At 72.2% G+C, this 17,818-nt stretch carries 14 protein-coding genes; 4 read left to right on the forward strand and 10 right to left on the reverse strand.

The window, feature by feature from the left end; translation table 11 throughout:
* Positions 1-41: 41 nt before the first annotated feature.
* Positions 42-662: a GNAT family N-acetyltransferase gene (locus JOE35_RS11270; protein WP_209561144.1), complete on the forward strand. Its 621-nt coding sequence runs from the start codon at positions 42-44 to the stop codon at positions 660-662.
* Here JOE35_RS11270 and JOE35_RS11275 read toward each other — a convergent pair.
* The 6 genes from JOE35_RS11275 to JOE35_RS11300 form a co-directional block, all read right to left on the reverse strand.
* Positions 629-2,281 (reverse strand): endo-1,4-beta-xylanase, encoded by a 1,653-nt coding sequence (locus JOE35_RS11275; RefSeq protein ID WP_307803052.1) that lies wholly within the window; start codon positions 2,279-2,281, stop codon positions 629-631. The genes JOE35_RS11270 and JOE35_RS11275 overlap by 34 nt on opposite strands.
* Before the next feature lie 161 nt (positions 2,282-2,442).
* Positions 2,443-3,342: a hypothetical protein gene (locus tag JOE35_RS11280; protein WP_209561145.1), complete on the reverse strand. Its 900-nt coding sequence runs from the start codon at positions 3,340-3,342 to the stop codon at positions 2,443-2,445.
* Positions 3,339-3,986, reverse strand: coding sequence for a response regulator transcription factor (locus JOE35_RS11285; protein ID WP_209561146.1), 648 nt, complete (start codon positions 3,984-3,986; stop codon positions 3,339-3,341). The genes JOE35_RS11280 and JOE35_RS11285 overlap by 4 nt, the downstream gene beginning before the upstream one ends.
* On the reverse strand, positions 3,979-5,271 hold the full coding sequence (locus JOE35_RS11290; RefSeq protein ID WP_209561147.1) for a sensor histidine kinase: 1,293 nt from the start codon (positions 5,269-5,271) through the stop codon (positions 3,979-3,981). The genes JOE35_RS11285 and JOE35_RS11290 overlap by 8 nt, the downstream gene beginning before the upstream one ends.
* A 92-nt stretch (positions 5,272-5,363) precedes the next feature.
* Positions 5,364-5,807, reverse strand: a complete 444-nt coding sequence (locus JOE35_RS11295) for a hypothetical protein (RefSeq protein WP_209561148.1) — start codon at positions 5,805-5,807, stop codon at positions 5,364-5,366.
* Positions 5,808-5,901: 94 nt separating this feature from the next.
* Positions 5,902-7,227 carry an LCP family protein gene (locus JOE35_RS11300; protein ID WP_209561149.1) on the reverse strand — a complete coding sequence of 442 codons (1,326 nt, stop codon included), beginning with the start codon at positions 7,225-7,227 and terminating at the stop codon, positions 5,902-5,904.
* Positions 7,228-7,492: 265 nt separating this feature from the next.
* Between JOE35_RS11300 and JOE35_RS11305 the strand changes: the two genes are divergently transcribed.
* Entirely contained in the window at positions 7,493-8,377 is an 885-nt protein-coding gene (locus JOE35_RS11305; protein ID WP_209561150.1) for a hypothetical protein, read from the forward strand.
* A 65-nt stretch (positions 8,378-8,442) separates the two neighbouring features.
* Here the strand turns inward: JOE35_RS11305 and JOE35_RS11310 are convergent, their stop codons facing one another.
* Complete coding sequence (locus JOE35_RS11310) at positions 8,443-10,074, reverse strand: aspartate ammonia-lyase (RefSeq protein ID WP_307803053.1); 1,632 nt, start codon at positions 10,072-10,074, stop codon at positions 8,443-8,445.
* Between the two features lie 271 nt (positions 10,075-10,345).
* On the opposite strand from JOE35_RS11310, the gene JOE35_RS11315 reads away from it, so the two are divergent.
* Complete coding sequence (locus JOE35_RS11315) at positions 10,346-11,872, forward strand: MFS transporter (protein WP_209561152.1); 1,527 nt, start codon at positions 10,346-10,348, stop codon at positions 11,870-11,872.
* 754 nt (positions 11,873-12,626) lie between these two features.
* Here the strand turns inward: JOE35_RS11315 and JOE35_RS11320 are convergent.
* The 3 genes from JOE35_RS11320 to JOE35_RS11330 all read right to left on the reverse strand — a co-directional run bounded on the left by JOE35_RS11320 (position 12,627) and on the right by JOE35_RS11330 (position 15,829).
* Positions 12,627-12,839, reverse strand: coding sequence for a hypothetical protein (locus tag JOE35_RS11320; protein ID WP_209561153.1), 213 nt, complete (start codon positions 12,837-12,839; stop codon positions 12,627-12,629).
* Entirely contained in the window at positions 12,836-14,167 is a 1,332-nt protein-coding gene (locus tag JOE35_RS11325) for an inorganic phosphate transporter (protein ID WP_209561154.1), read from the reverse strand. The genes JOE35_RS11320 and JOE35_RS11325 overlap by 4 nt, the downstream gene beginning before the upstream one ends.
* Before the next feature lie 114 nt (positions 14,168-14,281).
* The gene (locus JOE35_RS11330; RefSeq protein ID WP_307803054.1) at positions 14,282-15,829 is read right to left on the reverse strand and encodes a carboxylesterase/lipase family protein; all 1,548 of its coding nucleotides are present in this window, start codon (positions 15,827-15,829) and stop codon (positions 14,282-14,284) included.
* Between the two features lie 223 nt (positions 15,830-16,052).
* Here JOE35_RS11330 and JOE35_RS11335 point away from each other — a divergent pair, with 223 nt between their 5' ends.
* Positions 16,053-17,765 carry a sodium:proton antiporter gene (locus JOE35_RS11335; RefSeq protein ID WP_209561156.1) on the forward strand — a complete coding sequence of 571 codons (1,713 nt, stop codon included), beginning with the start codon at positions 16,053-16,055 and terminating at the stop codon, positions 17,763-17,765.
* Positions 17,766-17,818: the final 53 nt, after the last annotated feature.

Raw genomic sequence — 17,818 nt, forward strand, 5'->3', positions numbered from 1 at the left:
CTGCTGCGGCTGGCGACTGGCGATGCAGGAGGATCGAGGCCATGGACTCGGACACGGTGACCACTACACCTCGACTGGCGCTACGCCTCCATCGCTCGAGCGATCTGGAGCGGCTCGTGGCGATCCACTCCCGGCCGGACGTCGCGAGGTACCTCCTGCAGGAGCCGTGGACCCTCGAAGACGGGAAGGCACAGCTCGAACGGCGCCTGCTCCGGACGGACCTGGCCGAGCCCGTCGGGGCCCTGGCACTCGTGATCGAGCGTGAGGGCCTGCTGATCGGCACGGTGTCGCTCTGGCGCACCGAGCAGGAACGACGCACGGTCGAGCTCGGCTGGACCCTCGATCCCGAGCACGGAGGCGCCGGCTACGCGAGCGAGGCGGTCGCAGCCGGCCTGCGTCTCGCGTTCGGACAGCCCGACGTCCATCGCGTCACCGCGCAGCTGGACGCTCGCAACACGGCCTCCGAGCGTCTCGCTGCGCGTGTGGGCCTGCGGCGGGAGGCACACCACCGGCAGGACTTCTGGAGCAAGGGCGAGTGGACCGACACCCTGGTCTTCGCGCTGCTCGCGGACGAGTACCGCGCGCAGTCGGGATCCGGTCAGGCGGGCTTCGAGCAGCCGGGCTCCGGTCAGTCCGCGAGCACCGACCGCACCGCGTCGTAGGCGGGCGTCGCCTCGCCGTCGTCGAAGAGCAGGTCGTGGCCCTGCTCCACGCCGTCGTCGTCGACGAAGAAGTCGTACCGGTCGTCCACTCCCCACGTCGTGTACGAGACGCAGGTCTCCGAGCCGAGGCAGGTCGAGAGGATCGTGGCGAACTGCTCTGCCTGGGCGGCCTGCCCCTGAGCGTCCGTGACGTCGTTCTCCGAGATCCGGACGAGCAGCCCGGCGTCCTCGAAGCTGTCGAGGGTCTCGCCGAGGTCGTCGGCCGAGACGGCGTCGGTGTCGAGGTCGTAGACGTGGGCCTGGAGGCCGACGCCGTCGACGTGACCACCCGCAGCGTTCGTGTCGAGGACGAGCTGCCGCAGGGCGTCCTGACGTGGCCCCGGCACGTCGGCGCCGTTCTCGTTGACGAACTGCCGCACGTCCGGGTCCGCGTCGTGGACCGCCTGCGAGACGACCACGGGATAGTCCTCCCCGAAGACCCGCAGCCAGGTGTTCTCCTGCAGCTCCGTCCCCTGGTCGACGTCGAACGGCTCGTTGACGACGTCGAGCGAGTCCAGCCGACCCCGGAAGTGCGTGACCACGGTCGTGACGTAGTCGAGCAGGGCGTCGGCGCTGGCCTGGCGCTCCTCCTGGGTGTCGCTGGGCAGGTCCTGCATCCAGCGCGGCATCGCCTCGGAGAAGGCGATGGTGTGGCCGTGGACGGCGATGCCCTTGCTCTCTGCGAGGTCGAGCAGGGCGTCCGCCTCCTCGAAGACGTACTCTCCCTGGCGCGGGGAGAGCGCCTGCGGCTTCATCGCGTTCTCGGGCGTGAGGGCGCCGAACTCGCCCACGAACTCGTCGGCGTAGTCCACGTCCGAGACGAGTGGGCCGAGTGCCACGGCGGCGCCGACGAGGAACTCCGGACGTGAGCGGGCGGCGAGCGCCTGCAGGCCGTCGGGAGACGGCTCGGCATCGGCGGCCACGGGGCCCGCGGCGGCGAGGTCGCCTCCGGCCGCCGCCGAGGCCGTCAGCGACTCGACCGTGAAGGTCCCCTCTGCGCTCGACAGCCCCAGCCAGAGCTCGCCCGAGCCGAGGACGTCGCCGAGCGCCAGGGTCGACACCGTCTCACCGTCGCTCGTGATCTCGAGCCGATCGCCGCGACGGTCCACGGCGAGCTCGGCCTCGGGATCGGAGATCGTGACGTGCTCGTCCTCGGCCGGCTCGGGGTCGCCCACGTCGTCCGGGGACGAGCCGTCGAAGACGGTGATGCGCAGGTCGTCGCCGCTGAGGGTGAGGTGCAGCCCGGCGGGCTCGAGGCGGAACTCGTCCGCGATCACCGGCGGGCTGCCGAGGAGGGACAGGGTCGCGTCGGCGGTGACATCCGTGAAGGAGGCGCGGAGCGAGAAGTCCTGCACGCCCACCAGGTGGGTCCCCGCGAGGTCCACCGGCGGGTCCGGCCGGCCGCCCCCGCCGTCCTGCTGGACGATGCTCCGGCCGGTCGCGGACACCCGCAGTTCGTCGCCGTCCACGACGACCCCCGGGACCTGCTGCCAGCCCCCGTGCAGCAGGTCGATCACGGTGTCCCGCTCGGGTGCCGGGTCCGTCGAGCTGCAACCGGCCAGGGCGACGCAGAGACCCACGGCCACGACGCTCACGACGCGGCGGCGTCGGACGGACCGGCCCGCCGTCAGCACGCGTCGACCGCGAGGACCGGACTGAGGGGACCGTGTGGAACGTGCGCCGGCATGCCCCCAGTATCCCTGCGCGCATCGCCGCTCGCGGACGGGGGCCGACGGTTCGTCTACGGTCTCGCCTCGAGCAGGAGGCTGCGGACCGCGTCGGCCGTGCGCGCGACGCGTTCGGCTCGCGGCGACGAGAACAACGCCGCGTCGTCGCTCGTGACCACCGCCTCCTCGTGCCACTGCGCGTCGTAGAGGGCCGATCGATAGCCCGACGACACCTGGCAGCCGACGTCGGCCGAGGCGAACTGGCGGCCTGCGTCGGTGACCGGCACGGGCACGGAGTCGACAGCGGGTGTCAGCAACTCCATCGGGTCGTCGGGCAGATCGTCGCTCGACGCGGGCGCGGCCTCCGTCAGGCACGCGCGCCAACGCTCGGCTGCGGCTACCACGTCGCCGTCGGCGAGGGCGTCTCGGCGAGCGACGAGTCTGAGTTCCCGGGCACGGGACTGCACATCCTGGCCGTCGAAGGGCGTCCCCCAGGAGGTGCCGCGCACCTCCGGGAGGCAGCTGTCGAGAGCGCGTCCCAGCTCCGCATCGGCGTTGTGCTGCCGCGCCCAGGTGCTCCAGGCCACCTCGGAGTCGTCGGTGACGGGCCCGTGGCCGAAGCGCTCGGCTCGCTCCGCGTCGAGCGGCGGCACCACGGCCGAGTCGTCGCGCCAGGTGTCCGCGGCGAGGAGGATCGTGGGATCGCGATCGGGAGCCGTGGCCGTCCAGCCCTGCTCGGCGAGGCACGGACGGAGGCGCAGGTCCTCGGCCCACGACTCTGCGTCTGGGGTGACACCGACAGCGGCGTCGAGGGGCATGCTCCACGCCGCGACGTCACGCTGAGGCTGGTGAGGCACAGGCGTCGAGGGCGCTGCCGGCCAGTTCGCGACGGCCACGCCGACGAGGCCGACGGCGACGGCCAGCGCGACTGCGCGGCGGCCGACCGCGGCGGCGGTGCGGGGTGATGACGTCATGCTCTGACCAGTCCTTCCTCATGGGCGAAGACGACGACCTGGAGGCGGCTGCGCAGCTCGAGCTTCGCCAGCACCGCCCGGACGTGCGTCTTCACCGTCGCTTCCGAGACGAAGGACGCCTCGGCGATCTCGGTGTTCGTGAGGCCCTTGGCCAGCAGCAGGAACGTCTCGCGCTCCCGCGGGGTGAGCACCGCGAGCACGTCGGGGCGGGGTCGTGTCGGCGGCGGTCCGAAGTCGCGGAGCAGCTGCTCCGTGTCGCCGACCGCCTCGCCGACCGCCGCCGCGCGGACGGTCGCGAGCAGCACCTCCGGCCGGGCGTCCTTGGTCAGGAACGCGGTGGCCCCGGCGCGCGCCGCGAGGTAGACCGCCTCGTCGTGCCGGATGGTGGTCAGGACGACCACGCGCGGGGCGTCGGCCCCGTCGTCACGGAGGGCCGCAGTCGCGGCGAGGCCGTCGAGCACGGGCATGCGGATGTCCATCAGCACGACGTCAGGCCGTTCGCGGCGGACGAGCTCGAGGCCGGCCACCCCGTCGGAGGCGGTACCCACGCACGTGAGGTCGTCGGTCGCGTCCAGCTGCATGCGGATCCCGAGTGCGAAGAGGGCCAGGTCGTCGACGACGGCGACGCGCACGAGATCAGGCACGGGTCCGGTCCTCACCCGCACCGGACGCAGCACGGGGCAGTGCCCGCTCGCCGACGCCCGTCCCGACGCTGCCGCCGCCGCTGCCACCGAACGGCAGGTACGCCGTGACGACGAAGTCTCCTGCGTCACCTGGCTCCGCAGTGAGCCACCCGCCGCTGATCGCGGCTCGCTCCGCCATGCCGGTGATGCCCGCGCCGGGACCGGCCAGCGAGCCACGAGCGATCAACGGTGTGCCCCCCGACGAGTGCACGAGGAGGGCGAGCCCACCGCCGCGCCAGTCGAGGACGACGGACGCTCGGCTGGCCTGGCCGCCGTGCTTGAGGGCGTTCGTGAGGCTCTCCTGGACGAGCCGGTAGACCGTCAGCTGCTGGGCGGGCCGCAGCCCGGGACGCTCCCCCAGCTCCTCGACGACAACGGTCATCCCGACCCCGCGCATCCGCTCGACCAGGGCGGGCACGTCCGACAGCGACACCAGCTCGTCCCCGGGCTCGGTGATGCGCTCGACGAGACCGCGCACGTCGGCGAGGGCCTCCCGCGCGACACCGCTGACAGCGGCGAGCACGACGTCCACCACCTCGGGCTCTCGGCGGTGCAGCGCCGTGGCTCCCTCGGACTGCGCGACCACGATCGTCAGCGCGTGCGCCACGGAGTCGTGCACGTCGCGGGAGATGCGCGACCGCTCCGCCCCGAGACGCAGCTCGAGGTCCGTCTCCGCGAGGCGGTCCTCCGTCTCCGACAGGACGCTGTCGAGGCGGCGGAGGCGCCCGGCCGCACCGATGCCGTACCCGGTGCCCCAGGCGAGCACCACCAGCCCGACGCCGGCGAGGAGGAGCACCGTCAGCGAGTCGCGGATCGGGTGCGATCCCGAGAACGAGCTCGTCCAGGACGTCCACCTGTACGGCTCGGCGTCGGTCGGGACGGTCATGTTCGCGACGGCCAGGGTCGTGGCCAGGAGCGCGGCGGGCAGGGCGAGGAGGCGTTCTCGTCGAGCTCCGGTCGCGGCGACGACGAGAGCCACGAGGCAGACGGCGAAGTACATCGGCCACGTGGTCTCGCTCGTTGCGGGCGCTATGCCGACGAGCTGCATCGCCGGGAGGACGGCGACCACGGCGAGCGCGACGAGCGGGGCGAACACGCTGAGCCCGATGGCGAGGCCGAGGACGGCCGCCACGGTCACGACGCCCGCGAGCCCGGACCGGCCGGCCTCCGCGATCGTCCAGAGGGCGATGAAGGAGGCGCCACCGGCCGGGGCGACGACGTGAGCGACGAGGCGGAAGGAGGTCATGCACCGACAGTAGGAGCGACGCGGGCGCGTTCCGGCCAGGTCGCGTGAACCTCATCCTGACGAGCGAGGCGCTCAGGACGGACGAAGGCCCTTCAGGACCGGGGAGCCTCCGGCTGCAGGCGCTGGCGGACGTCGTCGACCTGGTGACCCTGCAGCCCGAGCTGGAGGGTCCCGCGATCCGTCTCGACCTCGACGACGTGCAGCGCCGGGTTGACCGACCACAGCTGCTTCTTCGACGGACGCCGTCCCGTGTCCTCACCCACCGCGAGGACCTCGTACTGCGTCGGCGACCCAGAGATGAACCTGACCTGCCACTTGTAAGGCGTGAACACCAGGCGACCAGGCGCCGCGTCCACCCTGCCGTGCTGCCACCGGGTCTCCCCCGCTGGCCGGAGTGCCAGCTCGAGGCGCTGCCCGAACACGCGGCGCCCGATCAGGAGGCCGACGAAGGTCGCTCCCAGCGCCAGGACGAGCGCGCCGGCACCGATCCCGATCAGCACGCCCACGGGGACGGGTTCGTCCGTGGCGACGGTCATGACGATCAGGACGATGCCGAGACCGAGCACCAGCCCGACGCCGATGCTGGCGAAGCGGACGCCCTGCCCCTTGACGAGCGGGGCCTCTGCCCGCTCACTTCTTGACCGCGCAGGTGACCTGGTCCGCGCTCTGGCCGGAGACCGACGAGGGAAGCGGGACCGAGGTGACCGTGGGGGAAGGTGCGGCGGGAGCGCCAGAGGGACCGGTCGTCGGGCCGGTCGTCGTGGGGGTCTGCTCGGCCGTCGGGTCGTCCCCGGCGGCGGACGGCGTCGGTGCTGGCGCGTTCGGGTCCACGATGGCGGACCGGCCCAGGCTGTCCTCGGCCAGGACCACCGGCTGGTTGGCCTGGAGCGTCGCGTTGAGGAGCTCGGCGGCGGTCGCGTCGACGACGACACGGTTCCTGTTGGCCGGGTCGTCGGCGACCGGGTACTGCAGGAACACCATGTCGGACAGGCCGACGGTGTTCACGGCGATGGCGATCTGGGCGAGGGTCGTGGGGCTCGAGAGCGTGTCCGAGAGGGTCATGTTCTCGAACGCGGTCCGCGCCAGGCGGAGGACCTTCGTCGGGTCCGTCAGGGTGCCTGCGGAGACGACCTGTCGGGCGAGCGCGGACATGAAGGTCTGCTGGTTGCTGATCCGGCCGAGGTCGCTCGCGTCGCCGACTCCGTGTCGGGACCGGAGGAACGCTCCGGCCTCCGCGCCGGTGAGGTTCTGCGTGCCGGCGGGCAGGTCGAGGGCGGGCGTGACGTCGTTGTCCTTGATCGGGGTCGCGAGGCACACGTCGACTCCCCCCACGGCGTCGGCCATGGAGACGACGCCGCCGAAGGCGATGCTGCCGGCGTAGTCGATCTGCAGCCCGGTGAGCTGGCTGATCGTGCTCGCCACGCAGGCGAGGCCGTACTGCTCGCCGCCGCGGGCCAGCACGGTGTTGAGCATGGCCTTCGAGGAGGCGGGGGTCGTCTCGCCGGCGTCGTTCGTGCAGGCGGGAACCGGGAGCATCAGGTCCCGGGGGAAGCTGATCACGGCCATGTTCGTGTGGTCCTCGGAGATGTGCACGAGGACGGTCGTGTCGTTGTTGCCGACGCCCAGGCTGGCGGCCTGGTTCGCCGGGTCGTCGAAGCCGGCGCCCTGGTCCTGGCGGGTGTCCGTCGCGACCAGGAGCATGTTCACCTCGCCGGACTGAGCCGTGAGCTCGGGGACGGGATCGGCCGTCACCCCGGGGACGGCGAGCGACACGGTCGGCTTCGCGGCGCCGAGGACCTGCCACGTCGCGATCGCGGCCACGGAGGTGGAACTCACCAGGACGACCGCCAGGGCTGCGGCCAAGCCGCGGACGACCACGCCGGCCGGGCCCCGCTTCTTCAGTCGCCCGTGCCGGGCGACCCCGCCCCGGTTCTCCGGCGCTCCGTCATCGCTCATGTCTGCCCCTCGCCCCTCGCTCCCCTGTCGGGGTCTCCCTGGGCATCATGCCTCATCGCCGTCACGCTCCCCTGACTCCGCGACCGCGGCGGTGCGGTCCACAGCACCCGCACCCGGAGCGGACGGCCGCCCTGGGGCCCGGTGACCGTGTCCGGTCCCTCGCCTGTGGTGACGCCCGAGTGGGCTTGTCCTCCTAGTCGTGGACCGCTTAGCTCATCCCCGTGACGTACGCCGCGCCTCCTTCCACTGGTCCGAGAGCGCCTCGATGAGCATCGACGAGGTGCAGACGCTCCCTGGCAAGACCCTGACGGCCGTGGTGAGCCCCTGGACCGGTCACGACGCCCGCGAGCTGCAGCGGCGTCGGGCCGAGACCGTGTCGTTGAACTCGTCGCACGGGTTCCGCGAGCCGACGCTCGACCTCGTCCGGGACCTGCCCGCGACCGTGACGAGCATCGTCGTGCTCGCTCGCTGGATCGACGACCTCACGCCCCTGTACGACCTCGGTCGTCGCCTGACGTCGCTGCACCTCCACGTGGCACCCGGAGCGACCATCGACCTGAGTCGTCTGCCCGGACTCACGTCGCTCTCGGCCGACTGGCCCACGGTCGAGGGATCGCTGCACGCCGCGACGGGGCTCGACGACCTCTACCTCGGGCACGTCGAGGCCAAGGACCTGACACGTCTCTCCTCGCTCCGGCACCTGCGCCGGCTGAGCATGAAGGACCGGCCGGCCCTGACCTCCCTCGCGGGCCTCGACGCCCTCGAGTCGCTGCGCTCGCTCACCGTCGCGGGAGGCAGGTACCTGGTCGACATCACGGACCTCGCGGGCCCCGTCGGTGGTCGACTCGAGGAACTCGACCTGGACAGCTGCCGACACATCCACGACCTGGACCCGCTGACGCATTGTGGGTCGCTCACCGAGCTCTGTCTGGCCAACATCGGCGACGTCCCCAGCGCCGCTCCGCTGAGGAGCCTCACGGAACTGCGCAGGCTCTTCCTGCACGAGTCGACACGCTTCTTGGACGGCGACCTGAGTGCCATCGCCGGGCTGCCGCACCTGCACACGCTCAGCCTGATGAACCGTCGCCACTACCACCCCGACCGGCGCGAGCTCGAGGCGTCGCTTGCCTCGAGCCCCGACGGGGGCTGACGGCGGGAGCACCGAGCCCCGGCCACATCGGTGCCGCCGGCACCGCGCCTCCTGCGGACCGGAGGTCAGCCCGCGGTCTCGTCGCCCGGGTTGCGCACGCCGGTCGCGTTCGCCGCCCGGGCCACGGCGGCGGCCGGGTCGTCGACGTCGATGACGGGGATGGCGCTCGTGACGGCCTCGAGGCCGGAGAGGCGGGCCGGCGACAGCACCTTCTGGACCTGTTCCTCACTCATCAGGCCCGCCGCGACGACGAGCCGTGCGATCGGCGCGTTCGTCGTGAGCGCCGTGTGCGCGATCGCCGCGGCGGCCGAGTAGCCGATGTAGGGGGTCAGGGCGGTGACGCTGCCGACGTTCGTCTCGACCTGCTGCGTGAGGCGGGCGCGGTTCGCCTCGATGCCGTCGACGCAGTTCACCCGCAGCGTGCGGCAGGCGTACGTCATCCACTGGAGGCTCTGCATCACCGAGTGCGTGATGACGGGCTCGAACGCGTTCAGCTGGAGCTGGCCCGCCTCGGCCGCCATCGTGACCGTCACGTCGGCACCGGCCACGGAGAACGCGACCTGGTTGACGACCTCGGGGATCACCGGGTTGACCTTGCCCGGCATGATCGACGAGCCAGCCTGGCGCGGCGGCAGCGTGATCTCGCCGATGCCGGCCTGCGGACCGGACGACAGCAGGCGCAGGTCGTTGCAGATCTTCGACAGCTTGATGGCGCTGCGCTTGAGGGCGCCGCTCAGCGTCATGAACACGCCGGTGTCGCTCGTCGCCTCGATCAGGTCGGGAGCCGTGACGAGCTCCATGCCCGACAGCTCGCTGAGGTGCCGACGCACGGCGTCCGCGTACTGGGGGTCGGCCGTGATGCCCGTGCCGATCGCCGTGGCACCGAGGTTGATCTCGCCGAGCAGGGGGATGACGTCACGGAGGCGCTGCACGTCCTCGCCGAGGGTGTGCGCGAAGCCGACGAACTCCTGGCCGAGGGTCATCGGCACGGCGTCCTGCAGCTGGGTACGGCCGACCTTCAGCACGTCGTGGAACTCGGCGCCCTTGGTCGCGAACGCCGTGGCGAGCAGGTCGAGCTCGTCGAGGAGGCGGCGGAGCGTCAGGACCATCGCGATCTTCACCGAGGTCGGGTACGTGTCGTTCGTGCTCTGGCTGCGGTTGACGTCGTCGATGGGGTGCAGGTGCGCGTAGTCGCCCTTCGGGTGGCCCATCAGCTCGAGGGCCCTGTTCGCGATCACCTCGTTGCTGTTCATGTTCGTGCTCGTGCCCGCGCCTCCCTGGATCACCCCGACCGCGAACTCGTCGTGCAGCGCTCCCCCGCGGATCTCGACGCAGGCCTGCTCGATGGCGTCGGCCTTGTGGCGCTCGAGCACGCCGATCTCGACGTTCGCCCTGGCGGCGGCCTGCTTGACGAGCGCGAGCGCGATCACGAGGTCGGGGTAGACCGAGATGGGCCGCTGGCTGATCGGGAAGTTCTCGAGAGCCCGCGCCGTGTGGATGCCCCAGTAGGCGTCGGCAGGGACCTCGCGGCTGCCGAGGGAGTCGGTCTCGGTGCGCGTGCTCGGGCCGGCGGCACGTCGCCCCCGCGAGACGGGCTGCTCGCCCGTCTGGTCGGCGGGCCGCTGGTCGGGCCGCCCGTCGAGGTCGTCGGTGCCGGCGTCGTGCCGGTCGTCGGTGCGGGAGCTGTCGGTCGTCACGGTGTCGTGCCTCCGTCGTCGTCGTCGTTCGCCGCCGCGACCTCGTGAGCCGTGACGGTCGGCCGCTGCCGAGCCTACCGAGCCGAGGAGGCGCGGGCCGGGTCGAGCACACATCGTCGACACGTGTCGACCAGCGTCCCGAACCGTGGGAAGCTTCTCGACGCCAGCCGAGTTGCAGCCTCTGCACCGATGGACAGATGCACCTCAGGACCGCAGCGCCGCGTGCCGCCCCACCCGACCGCCGCCCCCGGGCCGCCAGCCGAGAAGACGCATGACCACCACGACGCACGACGACGCCCGCCCCGACGCACCCGAGGGCGACCCCGCGCCCGGAGGCTCGTCGTCGCTCACCCCCGCCGAGCGCCTTCGACTCACGCGGACGCCCGACCCGCGCGTCGTCACCGCGGTGCTCGCCTTCTCGGGCCTCGTCGCGGCCCTGATGCAGATGCTGGTCATCCCCATCGTCCCGTCGTTCCCCGAGCTGCTCGACGCCGACCCTGCCGACACGACCTGGATCATCACCGCGACCCTGCTCGCCGGAGCCGTCGTCACCCCGATCGCCGGCCGCCTCGGCGACCTGATGGGCAAGCGCCGCATCGTGCTCGCCCTGGTGATCGTGATGATCGTCGGGTCGATCATCGCCGCCTCCACGTCGGAGCTCGTGCCCCTGATCGTCGGACGAGCGCTGCAGGGCACCGCACTCGGCATCATCCCGCTCGCGATCAGCATCCTCCGCGACACGCTGCCCGCCGAGCGTCTCGGCGGCGCCGTCGCCCTCGTCAGCGCCACCCTCGGCTTCGGCGGCGCCGTAGGCCTGCCGCTCAGCGCCTGGATCTCGGTCACCTTCGACTGGCACGTCCTCTTCTGGACCGCCGCCCTGCTCGGCGTGGTCGTCTTCGCCCTCGTGGCCTGGCTCGTGCCCGCCAGCACCCTCCGGACCGAGGGCCGCTTCGACCTGCCGGGAGCGATCGGCCTCGCGATCGGCCTCACGGGCGTCCTGCTCGCGGTCTCGAAGGGCAACGACTGGGGCTGGCTCAGCGGCTCGACCCTCGCCTCCGGCCTGACCGGCCTGGGCGTGCTCGTGCTGTGGGGCTTCTACCAGCTGCGGGTCAGCAGCCCGCTGGTCGACCTGCGCGTCGCGGTCCGCCCTGCCGTGCTGCTCACGAACCTCGCGTCCGTGGCGCTCGGCTTCGCGCTCTTCGGCAGCAACGTGTCGCTGCCGCAGCTGCTCGAGCTGCCCGCCGAGACCGGGGTGGGCCTCGGCCAGAGCATCATGGTCGCCTCGCTCTGCCTCGCGCCCTCCGGCGTCGTCATGATGTTGATGGCGCCAGTGGCCGCCCGTGCGACGGCGCGCTTCGGCGCCCGCCTCTGCCTGATCGTCGGCGGGTCGATCATCGTCGTCAGCTACGCGGTCGCGGCCGTCGCCTTCGACCAGGTCTGGCAGATCGTGCTCGTCTCGGTGCTGATCGGCTTCGGCATCGGACTCGCCTACGCGGCCATGCCGACGCTCATCATGCACGCCGTTCCGGCGACCGAGACCGCCGCGGCCAACGGCCTCAATACGCTGATGCGCTCGCTCGGCACGACCAGCGCGTCGGCCGTCGTCGGGCTGCTGCTCACCGCCAACTCGATGCCGTTCGGCGGCGTCTCCGTGCCGACCGAGGCCGGGTTCCGGCTGACGTTCGTCCTCGGCGCGGCCGTCGCCCTGCTCAGCGTGCTGCTCGCGGTCGCGATCCCGCGGCGTGAGCCCGTGTACGCGGACGCGGCGCTGCCGACCGGGCCGGTGCGCACGCGCTGACCCGCGCCTCCTCGACTCTGCGCTGCCTCTGCGCCCCTGCTCTCTCCTCATTCAGGAAGTTCAGTCCTGATCTGCGCGGGCGGGGGCACGCGAGTCCTGAATCGTGCACGAAGCAGGAGTTCACGACGCCCGGGTCCTGAATTGCGTCGGGTCTGAGCGGAGCTCCCGCACGGTCCCGGTTTCTTGCTCCCGCGTTCTGCTCCCGCGTTCTGCTCCCGCGTTGCCGTGCGCTGCGCTGCTGTCCCCGTTCCAGGAACCTCGATCCTGAGAACGCGAGGCGCAGGAGCGCGAGTCCTGAACCGTGCACGACACAGGACATCGCTACGCGTGGGTCCTGGATTGGGAAAGGTCTGAGCGAAGATTCCGCTCGGTCCTGCGTCCTGCTCCCGCCTTGCCCTGCGCTGCCTTGCGCTGCGCTGCTGTCCCCTTTTCAGGAACCTCGCTCCTGACAACGCGTTGCTCAGGAGCGCGAGTCCTGAATTGTGCACGACACAGGAGATCGCGACGCGTGGGTCCTGAATTGTGCGCGGATTGTGAGCAGGCGGCTGCGCACGATGCGGATCGACCGCCAGGCCCCCGAGGAGGCGCTTGCGAGCGAACTCGTTCGAGCGCGCGGCTCCCCGGTGCCACGTAGCCGCCGAGGGCGGGTCAACGTGGTCGAGGGCGGGTCGCCAGCTACCCGCCCTCGGCGCGAGCGACCCGCCCTCGAGCAACAGGCGGGCGGAGGGCGGCAGACGGGCCGGCCGCGACGCGATCAGCGGTGCAGCGCCGGGACGATCAGGTAGATGCCGTAGAGGACTCCGAGTCCGCAGAGCACGAAGCAGGCCCAGCCCGCGACCGTCCGCACGGTGCTGCGGTCGTCGACCGTGAGGAGGCGGAGCCCCAGCGAGTAGACCGTCACCAGTGCGGCGGCGGAGAACAGCGACACCAGCGCGACGGTGACGAATGCGGACCAGTCGATGTTCATCGGGTCGTCCCGTCGTCGGTGCGGTCAGTGCGGTCGGTGCAGTCAGTGCGGTCGCCGCGGTCGGCACGCTCGGCGCGGTCGACGGTCGCCGTCGCGGCGGCGGGCGGGTCGTCCAGGCGCACGAACGGCGCCTCGACTCCCCCGGCGGGAGTGTCGACGCGGCCCTTCTTCTCGGCGCGGCGAGCTCGCCGGCGCGAGAGCACGCTCGTCGCGGCGACGTCCACCTCCATCGCGGCCGACTGGTCGTGGGGGCGACGACGCGAGAGCAGGAAGATCCCGGCGATCACGGCGACTCCGACGACGGCGTCGACCACGAGCCCGACGATGCCCGCCGCGGCGATGAACGCCGCGACGGCGCCGACGGCGGCGCTCGCGGGCAGGGTGATGAACCAGGCGGCGACGATCTTGCCGGCGGTGCTCCACTGGATCTTGGCGCCGCGGCGGCCGAGACCGGCTCCGATGATCGAGCCGCTCGCGACCTGCGTCGTCGACAGGGCGAAGCCGAGATGGCTCGACGCCAGCACGGTGGCCGTGGTCGACGCCTCGGCGGAGAAGCCCTGGGTCGGCTTGACCTCGGTGAGGCCGCCTCCCATGGTCTGGATGATGCGCCAGCCGCCGGTGTAGGTGCCGAGCGCGATGGCGAGGGCGCAGACCACGACGACCCAGAGCGGCGGGCCCGAGCCGGCGCCGAGCGCGCCCGAGGCGATGAGGGTCAGGGTGATGACGCCCATCGTCTTCTGGGCGTCGTTCGTGCCGTGGGCCAGGGCGACCAGCGACGACGTGAAGATCTGGCCGTAGCGGAAGCCGCCCCGCTCGCTCTTGTCGTCCTTGCGACGCGTGATCCGGTAGGCGAGCCGGGTGGCCGTGTAGCCGACGAGGCCCGCGATGAGCGGCGCCAGCAGCGCCGGCAGCACGACCTTCGAGAGCACGACCGAGAAGTCGACCGAGCTGAGGCCCGCCCCGACGACGGCGGCGCCGATCAGGCCGCCGAAGAGCGCGTGCGACGAGCTCGACGGCAGGCCGCGCAGCCAGGTGAACATGTTCCAGACGACCGCGCCGATCAGCCCGGCGAAGATCATCTCGGGCGAGATCTGCACCCCGCCGTCGCCCTCGCGGATGATGCCGCCCGACACCGTCTTGGCCACCTCGGTGCTGAGGAAGGCGCCGACGAGGTTGAGCACGGCCGCCACCGTCACCGCGACCTTGGGCTTCATCGCCCCCGTCGCGATCGGGGTCGCCATGGCGTTGGCCGTGTCGTGGAACCCGTTGGTGAAGTCGAAGAAGAGGGCCAGGACGATGACCAGGACGACGATGAGCGTGAGATCCACCGGGCAACACTCGCACCCCGGTGAACGGCGGTCAACTCGGAGGTGCACGGCACGCAACGAGGAGGTGGACGGCAGGTGTCCGAGGACGACGCGCGCCAGGTCCGCACGCCGGCCTCAGACGTGCGGCACGAACTCCTGCCAGGCGCGGCGGCGGTCGCCGCGCGGGTCCTCCTCGATCCGGTCGACCTCGTCGATGACGAGCGTGCGGCGGCGCTCCGGCTCGTAGGTCGGCCAGTCGGCGACCGCTCCCGTCAGGACGAACTCGACCCAGCGGGCGCGCATGCGGTCGGCCGTGCGGAGGAACGCGCGACGACCGCCGAGCAGGCTCATCGCCCAGCCGAAGGGCGTGCGCATCCGGTCGTACAGCGCCCACAGCTCGAGGCCGTGGAACGCGTCCACCCCGGCGACTCGGAGGATGCGCGGTGCCGCGTCGAACCGGTAGAAGCGCACCGGCTGGTGGCGGGCGTGCCGCTCGGCGACCTTGATCGACGGGAACCAGAACGCGTAGTCGCCGCCGAAGTCGAGGGCCGCCGGGCGGTCGGGCAGCCCCGGGTACAGCTTCTTCAGGGCCTTGCGCGACGGCTTGGCGGTCGCGGCGAAGATCGCGCGGATGCGCGGCTTGGTCGTCGCGAGGATGTCCCGCCGGCCGGTGAAGACCGAGCCCTCGCGGTCGTTCGTCCCGATGATGAGCGGCACCGGGTGGGCCCGGCCCGCCTTGAAGGCGTCGAGGGGCCGCTCCGGCAGCACGTCGCCGTCGATCACCGGGCAGAAGCAGATCGTGCCCGGCTCCTCGTCCGGGGTGCGGAGCTGCAGCTCGGCCGCAGCCCGCACGATCGAGGCGACCGGCGCCTCCTCGAGCATCTGCGCCGCGTCGTCGAGCGAGGTCGACTCGACGTCGTCGTCGCCGACCTGGTGGCTCAGCAGCTCGAGGAACTCGCCTGCCCAGCGCTGCGTGACCTCGGGCAGGTAGACGGCGTTCGTCGGCGAGCTCTGGGCGATCGCCCGGGCGAAGAGGCCGCGGGCCGACGGGACGGTCATCAGGGTCGTGACCGCGTTGCCGCCCGAGCTCTCGCCGGAGAGGGTGACCGCGCCGGGGTCTCCCCCGAAGGCCGCGACGTTGTCACGCACCCACTCGAGCGCCGCGACCTGGTCGCGGAGGCCCAGGTTCGACTCGACCGGGCGCTCTGGCGTCGACCAGTGGGAGAGGTCGAGCCAGCCGAGCGCTCCCAACCGGTAGTTGATGCTCACGTAGACGATCCCGGACTGGCGCACCAGCGTCTCGCCCTGCCTCGGGTACTCGCGCGACGAGCCGACGCTGTAGGCGCCTCCGTGCACGTAGACGAGCACCGGGAGGCGGTCGCCCGGCTGCGAGCCCCTGGGCGCGAGGACGTTGACGGTCAGGCAGTCCTCGTCGAGGGGCGTGCGGCGGTCGACGCCGACGAACTGGCCCCTGTCCTGCGGGGCCGCCGGCCCGAACTCGGCCGCGTCGCGGACGCCCTGCCAGGGAGCGGCCGGGACCGGCGCCCGGAACCGGCGAGCGCCCGTCGGGGCCGCCGCGTACGGGATGCCGCGCCAGGCGAGCACGCCGCGCTCGCGCACCCCGCGGACGAGGCCGCCGGCAGTCTCGCGCAGCAGGGGGTCGTCGTCGGGGGCAGGGGTCACCACCCGACTCTACGAGCAGGAGGCGGACGCTGCGGGCACGGGTCGCTGGCCCGCCACGCACCCGTCGCGCACCCGTCGGCCGCCCGACGACCGTCGTTCATCCGGAGTTCTCCGAGGTGCCGCCTGAGAGACTGGTGAACGACTTCACACACTGCACATCTGCAGGCCCGCACACTTCTGCGGGCCTGCCCAGCCGCGCCGACGGAACGGGGACTCACGCCGCATGGAACTCGCCGAAGTGCTGATCATCCTCTCGGGCTCGCTCCTCGTCACCGGCTTCGCGCGCTGGAAGGGCCTGCCGGCCCCGCTGCTCACGGTCGCCGTGGCGCTCGCCGTGTCCTTCATCCCGGGGGTGCCCGACATCCAGATCGACAGCGAGGTCATCCTCACGGTCGTGCTGCCGCCGCTGCTCTACTCGGCGTCGCTCGACGTGTCCCTGCTGAACTTCCGCGAGAGCCGGGTGCAGATCCAGCGGCTGGGCATCGGCGCGGTCGTCGTGACCGCGTTCGTCGTGGGCGGTGTCGCCTACCTGCTGATCCCCGACATGACGTGGCCGGCCGCCGTGCTCGTCGGCGCCGTCGTCGCCCCGCCCGACGCGGTCTCGGCCGCCGCGATCGGCCGCAAGCTCGGCCTGCCCCGCAAGGTGATGACCGTCCTGTCGGGCGAGAGCCTGATCAACGACGCGGCGTCCCTGACGCTGGTGAAGGTGTTCCTCGCGATCGTGGGGGGCGCCTCCTTGACTCTGTGGGAGGACCTCGGGATCTTCGGCCTCGCGATCGGCGTGGGCGTCGCGGTCGGCCTCGTGCTCGGCTTCGTCGCCCATCGCGTGCGGATGCGCATCGACGACCCCGTGATCGAGAACGTGATCGGGCTGCTGCTGCCGTTCATCGCCTACATCACCGCGGAGGAGCTGAGCGGCTCCGGCGTGCTCGCCGTCGTCGCCGCCGGGCTCTACGTGGGCTTCAACTCGCCCCGCACCGGCTACGCGACCCGCCTGCAGGAGCGCCCGTTCTGGGCCGCGGCCGACGTGCTGCTCGAGGGCTTCGTCTTCGCCCTCATCGGGCTGCAGCTGCGGACAGTCGTCCAGGAGGTGGCCGAGAGCGACCGAGGACTGTCACAGAGCGTCGGGGTCGCCTTCGTGGTCCTCGCGGTGGTGGTGCTCGTCCGGCCGGCCTTCGTCTTCGCCAGCTACTACGCGGCCCGTGTGCTGCGCTACCTGCTGTTGTCGCGCCTCCTGCGGGGGATGCGGCGGGTGCCGGCGCTGCGACGCGTGCGGTACCACCCGCAGCCCCGGCTCGACTGGCGGCAGCTGACCGTCATCTCGTGGACGGGCATGCGCGGGGTGGTGACGCTCGCCGCCGTCGTGTCGATCCCGGCAGTGACGGAGAGCGGGGTGCCCGTGCCGGCCCGCGACACGATGTTCCTGATCGCGTTCGTGGTGACCGTCGGCACTCTGCTGCTGCAGGGGCTGACGCTGCCGGCCGTGATCCGCCGGCTCGGCGTCCAGGACACCAGCCAGCGCGACCGAGACCTCGCCGCCGAGCTCGCGCTCTTCGCGACGAGCACCGCCGAGACGCTCGAGCACGTCGAGGCGCGTCGCGCGGCGTGGACGGCGCAGTACGGCCCCGAGCTGACCGAGCGGGCGATCCAGGCGGCCACGGCGCGGCTCGTGCGACAGAACGACGCACTGCAGCGCGGCGCCGTCGAGGACGCCTCCGACCGGACCGTCACGGGCGCCGAGCGCGACCGCCGACGAGAGGTGCCGCGGGCGATCAGCAAGATCCGGCGCGAGCTGCTCGACAAGCGGCGCGAGGTGGTGCTGCGCGAGCGCGACGCCGGCGCCCTCGACGAGGAGGTCATGCGCCACGTGCTGCTCGGCATCGACGCGGAGGAGCTCGCCATGGACACGAACGCGATGTCGAGCACCCGGTCGTGAGCACGCCTGGCGCGGCCGCCGCCTCCGCGCGTATCGTGACGACGACCGAGAAG

This window comes from Frigoribacterium sp. PvP032, assembly GCF_017833035.1.
In the GTDB taxonomy this organism is placed as follows: domain Bacteria; phylum Actinomycetota; class Actinomycetes; order Actinomycetales; family Microbacteriaceae; genus Frigoribacterium.

Excerpts from the sequence above, each read along its gene's own strand:
- JOE35_RS11270 (WP_209561144.1), top strand. The coding sequence starts at position 42 with ATGGACTCGGACACGGTGACCACTACACCTCGACTGGCGCTACGCCTC.
- JOE35_RS11280 (WP_209561145.1), bottom strand. The coding sequence starts at position 3,342 with ATGACGTCATCACCCCGCACCGCCGCCGCGGTCGGCCGCCGCGCAGTC.
- JOE35_RS11290 (WP_209561147.1), bottom strand. The coding sequence starts at position 5,271 with ATGACCTCCTTCCGCCTCGTCGCTCACGTCGTCGCCCCGGCCGGTGGC.
- JOE35_RS11295 (WP_209561148.1), bottom strand. The coding sequence starts at position 5,807 with ATGACCGTCGCCACGGACGAACCCGTCCCCGTGGGCGTGCTGATCGGG.
- JOE35_RS11300 (WP_209561149.1), bottom strand. The coding sequence starts at position 7,227 with ATGAGCGATGACGGAGCGCCGGAGAACCGGGGCGGGGTCGCCCGGCAC.
- JOE35_RS11305 (WP_209561150.1), top strand. The coding sequence starts at position 7,493 with ATGAGCATCGACGAGGTGCAGACGCTCCCTGGCAAGACCCTGACGGCC.
- JOE35_RS11315 (WP_209561152.1), top strand. The coding sequence starts at position 10,346 with ATGACCACCACGACGCACGACGACGCCCGCCCCGACGCACCCGAGGGC.
- JOE35_RS11320 (WP_209561153.1), bottom strand. The coding sequence starts at position 12,839 with ATGAACATCGACTGGTCCGCATTCGTCACCGTCGCGCTGGTGTCGCTG.
- JOE35_RS11335 (WP_209561156.1), top strand. The coding sequence starts at position 16,053 with ATGGAACTCGCCGAAGTGCTGATCATCCTCTCGGGCTCGCTCCTCGTC.